The organism is Micromonospora sp. NPDC005257 (assembly GCF_042872445.1).
Lineage (GTDB): Bacteria > Actinomycetota > Actinomycetes > Mycobacteriales > Micromonosporaceae > Micromonospora.
In genome coordinates, this window is sequence record NZ_JBIAKL010000003.1 from 37,073 (window position 1) to 50,001 (window position 12,929).

Annotated in this window: 8 protein-coding genes; all 8 read right to left on the bottom strand. The window is 74.8% G+C overall.

Annotation, left to right across the window (positions count from 1 at the left end; genetic code table 11):
- Positions 1 to 2 precede the first annotated feature (2 nt).
- From ACFYO8_RS07020 to ACFYO8_RS07055, 8 genes are read right to left on the bottom strand one after another with little or no spacing between them, the layout of a single operon-like run.
- A complete protein-coding gene (locus tag ACFYO8_RS07020; RefSeq protein ID WP_357706795.1) occupies positions 3 to 1,187 on the bottom strand; it encodes a peptidase M50 in 1,185 nt (394 codons plus the stop codon).
- Positions 1,184 to 2,236, bottom strand: a complete 1,053-nt coding sequence (locus ACFYO8_RS07025) for a lantibiotic dehydratase C-terminal domain-containing protein (RefSeq protein WP_355096544.1) — start codon at positions 2,234 to 2,236, stop codon at positions 1,184 to 1,186. Before ACFYO8_RS07025 ends, ACFYO8_RS07020 begins: the two co-directional genes overlap by 4 nt.
- A complete protein-coding gene (locus ACFYO8_RS07030) occupies positions 2,233 to 4,965 on the bottom strand; it encodes a lantibiotic dehydratase (RefSeq protein WP_357706797.1) in 2,733 nt (910 codons plus the stop codon). Before ACFYO8_RS07030 ends, ACFYO8_RS07025 begins: the two co-directional genes overlap by 4 nt.
- The gene (locus ACFYO8_RS07035) at positions 4,962 to 6,557 is read right to left on the bottom strand and encodes a nitroreductase family protein (protein ID WP_357706799.1); all 1,596 of its coding nucleotides are present in this window, start codon (positions 6,555 to 6,557) and stop codon (positions 4,962 to 4,964) included. Before ACFYO8_RS07035 ends, ACFYO8_RS07030 begins: the two co-directional genes overlap by 4 nt.
- A gap of 8 nt (positions 6,558 to 6,565) precedes the next feature.
- On the bottom strand, positions 6,566 to 8,440 hold the full coding sequence (locus ACFYO8_RS07040; RefSeq protein WP_357706801.1) for a TOMM precursor leader peptide-binding protein: 1,875 nt from the start codon (positions 8,438 to 8,440) through the stop codon (positions 6,566 to 6,568).
- Complete coding sequence (locus tag ACFYO8_RS07045; RefSeq protein ID WP_354866872.1) at positions 8,437 to 10,596, bottom strand: TOMM precursor leader peptide-binding protein; 2,160 nt, start codon at positions 10,594 to 10,596, stop codon at positions 8,437 to 8,439. The genes ACFYO8_RS07040 and ACFYO8_RS07045 overlap by 4 nt, the downstream gene beginning before the upstream one ends.
- Positions 10,593 to 12,362, bottom strand: a complete 1,770-nt coding sequence (locus tag ACFYO8_RS07050) for a BTAD domain-containing putative transcriptional regulator (protein ID WP_387187889.1) — start codon at positions 12,360 to 12,362, stop codon at positions 10,593 to 10,595. The genes ACFYO8_RS07045 and ACFYO8_RS07050 overlap by 4 nt, the downstream gene beginning before the upstream one ends.
- Positions 12,363 to 12,399: 37 nt before the next feature.
- Positions 12,400 to 12,660, bottom strand: a complete 261-nt coding sequence (locus tag ACFYO8_RS07055) for a hypothetical protein (RefSeq protein ID WP_354866874.1) — start codon at positions 12,658 to 12,660, stop codon at positions 12,400 to 12,402.
- Between the last annotated feature and the right edge of the window lie 269 nt (positions 12,661 to 12,929).

A 12,929-nucleotide genomic window follows, 5' to 3' on the forward strand; every position in this document is an offset into this window, starting at 1 on the left:
GGTCACGCCTTTCGGTTGTGGGCTTGGATGTTCTGCTGGTGTGACGGAGAGGACCGGCCCGCGGGGCCGGCACGCCGGGGCCGGGCCAGCCAGCCGGCGAGTGTCAGGGCGACGATCGCGGCGGGCAGGACATGTCCGAGCACGCCCAGTGTGGACTCCAGGAGCGCGCCGGCGAAGTAGACCACACAGGCGGCCACCGTCACGGCGGCGAACAGCCACCACAGGCCGTACAGACCGAGGCGTACGGCGGCCCGCCTCGGGTAGCGGGCATGACCGCGGCCCGGCAACCGGCCGAGGGCGGTGTACAGGTAGCGGCGGCTCTCCGGCGCCAGGTCCAGCGTGTCCAGGAGGTGGCCGGCCATCTTGTAGCCGTCCAACGGTGGGAGCGGAACGAAGTTGACAGCGGTCTGCACGGCGGCGACGAGGACGTACGCGCTGAACAGACGGTCGGCGAAAGCGCCCGGCAGGACGGCCAGGGCCGTGCCGGCGAGCAGCAGCACCAACCCGTTCGCCACCCCGCCGGCGGCGGCGATCACCACCTGGTCCCGCCGTCTCGCCAGGTACGCGTAGTCCTCGATCTCGCAGGTGAGCGTGACCAGGTTGATCCGCTTGACGGTGGCGCCGAGCCGGACCGCGGTCAGCGCGTGCGCGAACTCGTGGGTGGCCGCGCCCGCCCAGGCGAGCAGCCCGAGCAGGAGCAGGCTGAGCGGGTCCGTGAACGCCGGACGGGCCGCCTGCCACAGCGGCCCGGCGTACCGGGCGACGGCCGCGAGCAGCACCACCACCAGCAGTCCCCACCCGGCGACGGACGCGGGGCCCAGCAGCGGGCCCAGCAGCCGGGCCCACCTGTCGAGCCGGCCGCTCCGCGCCGCCGGGACCGCCTCCGGCTCACCGGGTCCGCCGGCGAGCAGGTCCCGCTCGTGCAGCAGCCACAACAGCCGCACCCAGTGGTCGTCGCCGAGCCGGCGGCCGTACGCGGCCGCGTACTCGTCGCCGACCTCCGCCAGGGAGCGGACCCCGTCCAGCCGGCGCACCAGGAAGCGCTCCTTGTCCGACAGCTCGAAAGCCCGGCCGCTGCGGCGGTCCTTGACCAGGTGGACGGTGGCCGGTCCCCGGTTCAGCGGGCGGGAGAAGAGCAGGTCGTCGCGGAGGCGGGGACGCTTGCCGAGCAGCGCCGGGCTGGTCACGCCGCCACCGCCGGCTCCCGCAACACCCGGGCGAGCAGGTAGGACAGGTAGGCCTCGTCGCGGATGGTGGCGTGCAGCCGGTTGTTCGTCATGTGCAGGTACGGCGAGAGCAGCGCGGCCAGCGCCTCGGCCGGGTCGGTGACCACCCGCTCCCCGCTGCCGTCCCACGACCGGAGGATCAGCCGGCCGGACGCGGCCAGCCCGAGCACCCGCTCCCGAAGCTCGCCGGCGTGCTCGGCCCAACCGCGCAGGAATCCGGGCAGGTGCGGGACATCCCCCCGCGCCACGAGGTCGAGGATCCGTTCGACCCGCGGCCCCAGCTCCGGCGCGACCCCGTCGTACATCCGGCGGTACTCCTCGGCCCCGATCAGCTCGGTGCCGGCGAACGCCCGGTGCCAGAAGTGGTGGTAGCGGTCGAGGAAGTCGACCAGTTCCGCCCGGTCCGGCAGGAACGTCCCGGCCAGCACCGTCATCAGCTGGGCGGCCGTGCCCAGCAGCACCGGTCGCAGGTGCAGGTTCATCGTCGCGAGGGCCCGCAGCACGACGTCGCTGGAGTGCCGGAAGTGCCATTCGGCGACCTCGATGCCGTCCGGCCCGCCGTACTTCCCGTACTCCGGCTCGTAGGGCCGGTAGCTCACCGAGTTGTTGGGTTGCAGCAGCATCTGGCCGTTGCCGTCGACCAGCTCCGCCGGCCGTCCGGCCGGGAACTCCAGGGCGAACAGGATGTCGTACAGCTCGCGCAGGTAGCCGGTGCCCATGGCGTACAGGGCGGGGCGGGTGGTGAGGAACCGGCCGATCGCCGCCTCGGCCAGCGCCCGCACCGCCGGTTCGTCCGCCGGGGTACGGGGCCGCAGGCGCAGCCGCACGTGCGGCCCCTCCAGCCAGTAGTTGATGAAGAAGTGGCCGGCGAGCAGGTTCTGGTCGGTGAGCTCGCGGATCAGCGGCGCCACACACTCCACGAGCAACGGCTGCGGGTTGGCGGCGTAGAACACGTGCAGCGCCAGCCAGTCCCCGCGGGGGTCGGTGGGCGCGGCGGCCGACACGGTCATCGGATCCTCCCAGGGTCGGTGCGGAAGGTCTCCACGGCCAGCTCACAGACGTGGCCGCCGTGCTCGCCGCGGGCCGTCAACTCGTCGGCGGCCGGCAGCATCTCGCGCAGCACCACCAGGTCGTCGGGGGCGTCGAGCGAGGCCCGCAGCGCCTGCAACGACAGCGGGCTGTCGAAGTCCACGTACTGCGGTTTGGGGTTGGTGCCGGCGCGGGCCGCGCCGGCCGGGTGGACGGTGGCGAAGACCCGGGCCGGCACGTCGTGCTCCGCCCGCCACCGCCGCCAGCGCAGGAAGGCCTCGGCCTCGGCGCCCGGGTCGTCGGTCTGCGGCAGGTCGCCGGCCCGCGCCGACCAGCTACGGCGGCTGAGCACCACGTTGCCGGCGCGCAGCCGGGGCCGGGTCGTCACGCCGTCGAGGGCGGGCCGGGCGGGCACGCCCCGCCACGGATCCAGCCGCACCATCGACGCGGGCGAGAGCAGCAGCAGGGTACGCGGGATCTGCGGCAACGCCATCGGCACCAGGTAGCCGAGGTAGACCGGGATCACCTCGCGGTCGAGGCGGGTGGAGCGCAGCGCCACCCGGTCCGTGCCGGGGTCGTGCACCAGGTGCAGGTCGTCGAGGGTGAGCTGCCGATCCGGCTCGACGTCGCTGGTCTCGCCCGGGCAGACGATGACGTGGTCGGTGAGCCGGTCGTGCAGGTTCAGGTTGGTGGTGGCCGCCCCGCCGGTCAGCTCGGCGAAGACCGCGCCCGGCGGGGCGACGGACCTGGCCTGCGCGCGCAGCCGCTCGGCGAGACTCGGCGTGTCCCCGGCGAAGCAGTGGGTGAACCGGCTGAACGGGAAGGACAGCCCGCCGAAGGACTGGTTGAGCACCAGCAGCGGCTCCGGCTCGCGCGACGCCACCTGCACGAAGTGCCCCTGCGGGCGGAACCCGCCGGCGGCGCCGCCGAGCAGTTCGCCCACCTCGTCGAGGAGCGCGTCCGGCAGCGGCAGCTCGGTCCGCCCCGGATCCGCCGCGACCAGCCGGCGCAGCCGCTCGGCGAACGCCTGCCGGGCCGCGTCCAGCGCGGTCATCTCGGGCCGGCCCAGCCAGTTCTCCTCCGGCGTGTAGCTGCCGTCCTCGGCGAACGACCGGCGGCCGGAGACGTAGGAGGCGTACTGGTCGTAGAGGTCGTCGTGGAAGTCCTCCACCAGACGCAGCAGGTCGTCGCACCGGCCGCCGACGCCGAACCGGGCCAGGAAGAAGCCGTGGAACATGATCCGGTGCGGCAGGTTCTGGTCGAACGCGGGCAGCACGCGTTCCACCGCGGCCAGCCCGTCGCCGACCAGCCGCCGCCAGGCGGGCGCGCTCACCGGCAACGGCCCGCCGTCGATCCGGCTGTCCTCGTAGAGCAGGGTCTGTGGCAGCGGCGGATCCGGTTCGCCCAGGTCCGCCATTGTCGCCCGCACCGCCGTCCGCAGCTCGTGCGTCACCTGCCGGCGCCGGGCCAGGTCCCCGTCCCGGTAGGCGTCCACCAGTTCGGCGATCGCGGTGAGGTGGGCGGCGGTCCGGACGGCCCACTGGCGGTCCAGGCCGGACAGCGCGCCGGCCAGCGCCCGGACCGGGTCGGCGCGGTGCACGTCGACGTCCAGGCCGACCAGGCGCAGCATGCCCAGGCGCAGCAGGGTGGACAGGTACGCCTGCCCGTCGGCCCGGTCCGCGCCGGTCAGCTCGCACAACCGGTCCACCAGCTCGCCGCCGCGGATCGTGCCCCGCCGCTGCAACAGCGCGGTCAGCTCGTCGAGGACCCCGCTGCGGCGCAGGAAGAACAATCCGTCCCGGACCGAGTCGAAGCTGACGGCGGCGCTGTCGTCGCCGGCGGTCACCCAGTGCCGCACGTAGCGGATCCGCTCGGCGTCACGCCGCCAGCCCGGGCTCAGCGCCACCGGCAGGTCGCCGCGCCGCACCGGATCGGCGCTGATCAGGTCGGCGATCCGGCCGACAAGCACCACGTTGAGCCGTACGTGCCGCTGCCACCGCTCCCCCACGGCCACCCCGAGACCCGCCGCGTCGTCGTCGAACCGGCCGAGCGCGACGGCGGTGAAGGTGCTGAACGGGCTGGTCTTGCAGGCGGTGCGGTAGAGGTAGGACAGCAGCGAGCGCTCGACGCGGCGGGCGCGCTTGTTCGCCGGGCGGCCCGGATCCGGCGGGGTTCCGGTGGCGAGCTGCTGGTCCAGGGTGGGCGAGGCGAGCTGGAGCCCGCCGCGCAGCCGGGGCTCGTCGGCCAGCTCCCACAGTCGCCGGCGGGCCCGGGCGACGTCGGCGGCGAACACGGCCGCGCCCTCGTGTTCCAGCCGGGCCAGGCGCTCCCGGCCGGTGAGCCACCGCCGCAGGCCCGGTGCGGACTCGGGGGCGATGCGCTCGACCACGGCGAGGGCCGGCCCGGGGTCGGCGGGCAGCACGTTGTTGTGTACCTGCCGGCGCAGGGCCAGCAGGCGACGGCGGGCCTCCTCGTCGTCGTTGCCCTTGATCAGGTCGTGCAACAGGTCACCGACCCGGGCGCCGTCGGCGGCGAGCCGGTCCCGCAGCGCGAGGACCTCCTCGGCCCAGTCGGTCGCGCGAGGGCACCGCAGTCCGTCGACTGTCGACAGCGGCAGCCCGGCGATCCGGGCGATGAACCAGTCGCCGGTGCGCCAGTCACGGGTCGCGGCCGACGTCCGCGCGCTCGGCGCGGGCACCGTCGACGTCATGACAGCTCGTAGCGGTAGTCGCCGAGCCCCGGCCGGTCGTGACCGGCCAACATGATCAGCAGCGGGAACTCACCGGTGTCCTCGAGCGCCAACTCCTCCACGTAGGAGACGCTGTCGAAGCCCAGCGCCACCCCGGCGCCGAGGCGCAGCGCGGCGGCCACCGTGTAGAAGGTCTGTGAGATCGCCCCGACGGTGGCGTTCACCAGGTTGTAGCCACGATCGCCGGTGGCGTCGAGCACCGCGTGGGTGCGGACGGTGGGCACCAGGACGACAGCGGCCTGCTCCAGGTTGTAGTTGGCCAGGAAGTAGTTGCGCTGCAGGAACCGGCCGGGTGGCCCGTCGGAGGCCGGGAGCAGGGCGTGGCTGCCCGGGTCGTACTCGTAGCCGCCCGCGGGGACGCCGTCGACGTGGTTGACGAACGCGTAGAGCTTCGCCAGCGGCCGGTCCGCCGGGCCGTCGATCTCGCTGGGCACCGTGGTGGCGGCGGTCGCACTCAGAAGCGCGGCGAGTTGCCCGGCGGAGATCCGCCGGCTGGCCAGGAACCGGCCGAAGCTGCTGCGCCGACGGGCCAGCGCCGCGCCGACCGGCATGTCCATGGGCGCCGCGGGCGGCAGCGCGAGGCGTCCGGGGTGGGTGGGCGCCGGATGCGCGCCGGCGTCGGCGAGCGCGCCCACCGGCGGTCGCCGTACCGCCGCGGCGGTGCTGCGGTTGACCCGTTGCAGGAGGTCGAAGTCGAGCCGGGTACGGGAGCGTTCCCGGTCGGTGTGCCGAACCCGGACCGGGCCCGATGGCAGCACCCCGTCGGCCCGGTCGGCACGGTCGTGACCGGCCCAGGTGAGCGGCACGACGGCGAACAGCGCCTCGGCGTCGGGATCCAGACCGAGCAGGCCGGCCACGGCGGCCTGGTCGAACCAGAGGACCGGCCGGATCCGCCGGCCCTGACCCGCGGCCCACAACCGCCAGGTCTGCAACAGGGTGCCCACGTCCATCGACACGGCGTGGTACGAGAAGTTGTTGTACTTGAACGCGTTCTGCCAGAACTTGACGCCGATCACCAGGAACTGGGTGGCCGGCTCCGACCGGCCGACCGCCGCGTTGAGCCGGTCGGTGACGTCCCCCGCCATCAGTCGCTGCACGGCCTGCCGGGCGTGGGCGTAGTAGTAGACGCCGGGGAGGACACCCGCACCCGGCCCGGCGACCCAGTAGACGCTGCACGGGTAGAGACCACCGCCCGAGGCGGTGCCCCGGTGCCAGTTGGCGTGCGCGTACGAGGGAAGCGCGGCCAGGTCGGTGTTGGCCTGCACGCCCAGCCGCCGGCCGAGCAGCCCGTACGAGTCGCGCAGCAGGCCCGCGAGCAGGCGCGTGGTGAACGGCTCGTCGGCGTCGCCGTCCGGCCGTAACGCCGTGTCGAGCGGGGCGTCCGCCGATGCCGGAGCCGGCAGCGGGAAGGCCGCCGCGTCCGGGTAGTACTTGCCCCGGCGGGGCGCGTCCCCCCAGTCGGGGGTGAAGCCGGCGGGCGGCATCGGCTCCCGGCCGCGGCGCAGGATCGCCGTCGCGTACGCGTGGGCGTAGCCGGCGGGTTCAGTCGTCATGGCGCACCTCACGGGAACGGGTGGGGAACGGAGTGGATCTCGTCGTCGCGCAGATCGCGGTCGAGGAGTCCGGCGGCACGGAAGGCGGTACGCAGCCGGGGCGCGTGGGGCGCGCGCTGGCGCATCCAGCCGAAGTCGATGGGCAGCAGGCCCGGCACCAGCACGCTCGCCGTGGCCAGTCCCAGGTCGTGCTGCTCGGGTGTGGTCTGGTCGACGGCGATCACGTCGAACCCGTGCCCGGTGACCGCCTTGAGGCAGTACTCCAGGTCGTCCCGCAGGTCGGCGGAGATCGGCGGGGCGGGACGGTCCGGCCCGTACAGCTCGGCCGTCGCCACCGGCGCGCGACCGCTGTCCAGCAGGAACCCGGCGTGCCGTCGCATCTCCGGCAGCCCGTACAGCAGCGGGTGATCGTGCAGGCCGCGCACCTGGGAGAAGTCGGTCACCATGGTCCGCAGCCGCGGTTCGTCGGCGCCCGCACGCAGCCGCACCATCACCGAGTCGGTGGCGATCTCGCACAGGGCCGCGGTGACGGCGGCCTGCGGGTCGAGGCTCGCGCCGCCGCCGAAGGCGAGGGTGCCGAGGCCGCCGTCCTCCCGCACGGCGACCGCGGTCACCACCGGGATGTCGAAGGTCATCCGGGCGTCGAAGAACCGGGCCCGGTAGCCGTACATGGCCAGCCGGTCGATCATCAGCCGGGTCTGTCGCCGGTCGATGGTGGCCGCGTCGATCTCCGGCAGGGCCCGCCCGCCGTACCAGGCCAGGAGGAACGCGTCGCGTTCGATCGCCTCCATCAGGCCGTGGTAGACCGCCTCCACCAGGGAGCCGCCCGACGCGCACCCGTTGGAGGTCTCCTGGACGAAGCGTTCCTCGACGCCGGCGGCGTGGTAGTAGACCAGGACCTCGGGCACCAGCACGGCCCGCTGGTCGCGCAGCGACCATCCCCAGACCCAGGTGATCGGCCGGTCCGGGTCGAAGCGGTGCACGTACGGGTTGGCCCGGTAGAAGTCGTCGGCGTAGACGCCGCACTCGCGTGGGTCGAGGGCGTCGTCGCCCAGTTCCCGCAGGGTCGCGGTGAGCGCTGTGTGCTTACGTCGCGGGCGCAGCCCGGCGGCGCGCTCCAGCCCTTCCAGCACCGCGACGCGGGCGCTGCGCCGGAAGCCGTCGGTGTGTCCGCCGTAGAGCGTCTCGCGCAGGTAGCGGCCGCTGCGCAGGGTGAACGAGCCGATCGCCGGCGCGGTGGACAGCGAGGTCAGGTCCTGCCACAGGGTCGAGCCGAGCGCACCGCACACCGGGTTGGCGAAGGCCTCCACGTCCAGCGGGTAGTCGTCGAGGTTCCGGCCCCGGAAACCGGCCGGGTCGCTCTTGGCGGTGGGCGTCAGCTCAATCGGGGCGAGTTCGCGCGCGTCCGGGACGGTCCCGCCGCAGGCCGGGCACTCCGGGTCCGCGACCAGCGGAACCCGGCGCACCCGCAGCGCCTGCAGGTCGACGTGGAGCACCACGGCCGGGCCGCCGGGCGCCGGGGCGCCGCCGTAGTGGGCGGCGACCAGGGCGGCCAGGAGGTCCGCGACGAACCCGATCGCGTACGGCCACGGGCCGGCCGCCCGGGTGTCGCCGCCCAACTCGACCGCGTCCCGCAGGTCGCGGTGCCGCACCGCCTGCCAGCGCCGGGCCAGGCAGGTCGCGCAGGCGCCCGAGGACGCCGCCGGGCCGAGCAGGACCACGTGCCCGTAGACCAGCACGCGGGGCCCACCGGCCGGGCGGGCCGGCGCGGTCAGCTCGTCCCGTACGCCCAGGGCGGCCACCTCGGCGGCGCACCCGCGCTCGGCCAGCAGCAGCGCCAGCCCGGCGCAGACCAGCTCGTCGGTCGCGGCGCTGTGGCTCACCGGCCCTCCTGGACGGTCAGCAGCACCTTGACCGCGACCAGCCCGCCGGCGGCCAGGTCCGCGCCGCCGACCGACGCCACCAGCACGTCGTGTCCCCGCTCGCGCAGCCCGTGGCGCACCTGTGACCAGCTCAGCGCGGCGCCGTCGGCCGGTGTCGTGTCCGCCACCGCCAGGGTGCCCGCGTCGAACTCGTCCAGCAGCGCGTCGCCGGTGTCCGGCGTGATCGCCGGATCCTGTGCGCGCAGCGCCGCCTGGCCCAGCACGTCCCGCAGGGCCGCCCCGGCCGCGACCGCGTGGACCGGGTCACCCGCCACGGCGTAACGCCACCGGCCGTCGGTCTGGTCGAGGTAGCGGGCCAGCAGCACGCTCAGCCCGGCCTCCGACGCGGCGGAGAGGTCGAGCAGTTCCACGGCGATCCCCAGGTTCGCCGCCGACTTGGTCAGGAAGACCAGTTCCGGATCGGCGCCGCGAGTGTCCAGGCGTACCTGCCGGGCGGCGGACCGGCCCTCGACTGCCGCACGCAACGCGTGGTACGCCAGCGCCGAGGCCAGGCCGCTCCGCACCGCCTCGGCGAGGTCGTCGCCGGCGCCCCCGCCGGCCCGCGTGGGCTCCGCGCCGCGGGCGCGGTTGGCCGCGCCGAACGGCTCCAGCACCGCGGCCGGCACCGCGGCCGCCGCGCCGGTGAGCACTGAGCGGGCCGCCGCCCAGCCGCCCCCGTTCGGCTCACCCCAGCCGGAGTCGAGGCCGAGCCGGGCGGCGTCGAACCGCGCCGCGTCGGCGGCGGGCGGCCGGAGGACGGCCGACCGGCCGGTGACTGTCACCGCGGCGGCCCGCAGCGCCCGTAGCCGGGCCGCCGCGACGTGGTGCACGTCGAACGCGTGGACGGTACGGCGGCGACCGCCCGGATCGGTGAGGTCGACCGCGCCGATCTTGATCGGGGTCTGGTCCCAGCGTTCGTCGTCGTAACGGCGGAACACACCCAGGTGCGGCTGGAGCAGCGGCTGGTGGGCGGCCAGCCGGGCCACGGCCGCCTCGGCCCGGGCCGACTCGTCGGCGCCGTCGGCGGCCGGCTCGTCGAGCGCGAGTTCCGCCGCGGGCGGCTCCGGCGAGTCCGGCCGGCAGAAGGCGCACCGCGGGTGGGGAAGCAGCGGCTCGGTCAGCACGTCGAGCGAGGCCAGATGCTGGACGATCAGCGCGCCGTCGGTCTCCGCCGGCAGCACGCCGGTGGTGAGCCGGAAGACCTCGTACGCGAGCAGGTTGCCGACCATCGCGGCCAGCGGCCCGTCCGGCTCGGCGACGACCGGCGCGGATCCGGCGGGCAGGGCGGCGGCCCGCCACACCGTGGCCGCCGCGCCGGTGTCGTCGTTGTCGGTGAGCCGGTTCATCGCGCAGCACCAGCATCCCCGGCGTCCTACGCCCTGCACCGGGCCGACGAGCATCCGCTCCCCGCAGACCCAGGCCGGCAGGAGCAGCCGGCCGGCCGGGATGCCCGCCGCGAGCAGCCGCAGCGTGTCGCGGGGCGCGCCGTCACCGGCGGCAACCACCACGAGGTCGGCGTCGAGGCCGGCCCAGCCGACGTCGCCGTCGGGCAGTTCGTCGACGGTGGCCGGACATCCCGCCTCGGTCAGCGCGGCCAGCTCGTCGGCGAGGCCGGGCGCGACGGCGGCCCGCACGGTCACCCCGGCGGCACCGTTGCGCAGCAGGGCGGTGGCGCAGGAGCGGGCGACGGGACCGTCGCCGAGCACCGCGACCCGGGTGTCGCGGAAGGCGGCGAAGCGGTGCGCCGGCCGATCGGTGTAGTGGTCGACGTAGGCGATCTGGGCGGCGAACGTCCCGGCCACGGCCGGGTCGAGGACCGTCTCCGGATCCTCCTCGGCCGGTACGTCCCGGGCGAAGCCACGCGCGTACAGCGCCTCGACCAACTCGCCGATCATGTCGCGTCGCGCGGCCGGCAGCGGCCGGCAGATGTCGGCGACCCGGTTGCGCCCGTTCAGGTGCGGCACGAGCAACGTCGCCAACCGGTAGGCGGTGCCGGAGGTCAGCCGGAAGCCGCTGCTGGCGTTGTGGAACAGCACTCCGTCCTCGGTGCGGGTGAACAGCACGTCGTGTCGCATCCGCGGCCGGGTCTGAGCCACCGTCTCGTAGGCAGTGCTCATCCGTGGGTTCCCTTCTTCACTCCATCGGGTGTCGGTCCTCGGCCGGCCGCACCGTGCGCGTGCCGCCGCAGCAGGCCACGGATGCGGTACTGGTCCGCGGCCTCTTCCATCAGGCTCTGGTCGACGAGGTCGTCGAGCAGCTCACGGGCGCGGACCCGGTCGACGTCGAGCAGCACGGCGGCGGTGGGGACGGTGATCGTCCCCGGCGCTCCGGCGGCCAGCCGGAGGAAGGCGCCGGCGAGCACGTCGCCGGCCCGGGCCAGCGTCTCGTCGAACCGGCCGGCCAGGGACATCTCCGGGTCGCCGGGCAGGCTCAGCCGCCCGATCGGATCGACGCTCAGCCACCGGACGGCCTCGTCGAGGCTCATCCGGGCACGCAGCAGGACGCGTGTGGCGGCGATCCGCAGCGCCAGCGGCAGGTGTTCGCAGAGCGCCGCGAGTTCGGCCGCGGCCGATGACTCGGCCCGCACCCGTTCCGCTCCCAGTGCCACCCCGAGCAGGTCCAGTGCCTCCTGCGGATCGAGCGGTTCGACCCGGTGCAGCCAGCCGCCGAGCCGGGCGACCAGTGCGGACAGGCTGGGCCGGCTGGTCACCAGCAGCACGTCGTCCGGCCCCAGCACCGCCGGCAACCGCCGGGCCAGCGTCGCGTCGGCGACGTCGTCGGCCAGCAGCAGGCGGCGGCCGGTGGCGGAGCCCGAGGACACGACGGCGTCCGGGGCGCCCGGCTCCAGCTGCCGCACGCCGCCGGGGAAGTCCTCGGCGACGAGGCCGGCGACGTGCTGGGCGAGGGCCGTCTTGCCGACGCCCGGCAGCCCGCTGAGCACCACGATGCGGGTGCCCCCGCGCAGCCGGTCGGCGAGGGTGCGGCACAGCGCCGCCCGGCCGACGAAGCCCGCGACGGAGGTGGGCGGCCGGGCCGGTGCCGCCGGCCCGGGCCGGGGTGCCACCGCGGCCACCGGCGCCGGCGCCTCGCCGCGCAGGATGGTCAGCTCCAGCCGCCGCAGCCCCGCACCCGGGCCGACGCCCAGTTCGTTGTCGAGGTGCTCCTTGATCCGGCGCAGCTCGGTGAGCGCGTCGGCCTGCCGGCCGGTGCGGTAGAGCACCTCGACGAGGCTCGCGGCGAAGCGCTCGTTCGCCGGATAGACGCGGGTCGCGGTCCACAGATCCACCAGCGCCGACCGGTCGCGACCCAACCCGATCTTGAGGTCGCAGAGCCGTTCGATGACCCGGACGCGTTCCTCGTTCACCCGGGGCACGACGTCGCGGTGCAGCGCCTCCGACGGCACGTTCGCCAGCATCGGCTCGCTCCACAGGGCGAGCGCCTCCTCCAGCGTCGCCAGTTCCGTCTCCGGGTCCGTCTCGGCGCGGGTGCGGCCGGCCAGCTCACGGAAGCGCATCAGGTCGACGGTCTGCGGACCGGCGGTGATCCGGTAGCCGCCGGGCACGGTCCTTATCGCGTTCGCGGTCAGCCCGTGCCGCTGGAACAGTTGGCGCAGCCGCAGCGCGCAGGTCTGCAACGCGGCCCGGGCCGAGACCGGCGGGTCGTCGCCCCAGATCGCCTGCTGCAGCGCGGCGACCGACACCACCTCGTCGGGATGCAACAGCAACGCCGCCAGCAGGCAGGTCACCTTCGACGGCGGCAGCACCAGCGCGTCGGCGGCCGTGGTCAGGGTCAGCGGGCCGAGGACGCGAAAGGCGGCGGCCGGCGTGGACGCCACCGGCTCCGGATCACACCGAGCGGGCAGGCTCGCCACGTTCGATTCCACGGTGATCCTCCCTTCGGGTTGATCCGACGAGCACCGATCAGGTGACCGTCCACCCGCGCAGCGCGGGTACGCTCCGGATCGCGCGCTCACAGACGCGCTGCACGATGTAGTCGGAGATCGCCTGTTCGGAGGCGACGGTGAAGACCGCTACGGCCAGCCGTCCGGCGATCTCACGGGCGTGGATGTGGCGGATGCCGTCGGCCACTGCGGCGTTGAGCCACAGCAGGTCCGTCAGCTCGCCGGCGGAGAGACCGCGGTCATCGTCCGGCGGCCGCAGCGCGAGCCGGGTGAGCAGCACGGCAGACCTCCGGTGAGCCGGACCGCCCGGGTTCGCGCCTCGACGTCGCCCATCGTCGGCATGTCCGCATCGCCGCCCCTTCCGTGTCGCCCCGCCGGCCGGCGGGTGTTGCATCGAGGGTGATGCGTGGGACCGGGCCCGTCACGTCTCCGCGCACCGGCGGAACCGGCCACGGCCGGTTCCGCCGCGTACTCCGACGCATAAATCAGGCATTTTCTGTTCGGTCCCGCAGATGCGCGTGTCAAATGGCGGTGATCACTTGCGTTAAT

What these genes read in the sequence shown, in the direction of transcription:
- ACFYO8_RS07025 (WP_355096544.1), bottom strand. Translation starts at nt 2,236, where the DNA reads ATGACCGTGTCGGCCGCCGCGCCCACCGACCCCCGCGGGGACTGGCTG.
- ACFYO8_RS07030 (WP_357706797.1), bottom strand. Translation starts at nt 4,965, where the DNA reads ATGACGTCGACGGTGCCCGCGCCGAGCGCGCGGACGTCGGCCGCGACC.
- ACFYO8_RS07035 (WP_357706799.1), bottom strand. Translation starts at nt 6,557, where the DNA reads ATGACGACTGAACCCGCCGGCTACGCCCACGCGTACGCGACGGCGATC.
- ACFYO8_RS07045 (WP_354866872.1), bottom strand. Translation starts at nt 10,596, where the DNA reads ATGAGCACTGCCTACGAGACGGTGGCTCAGACCCGGCCGCGGATGCGA.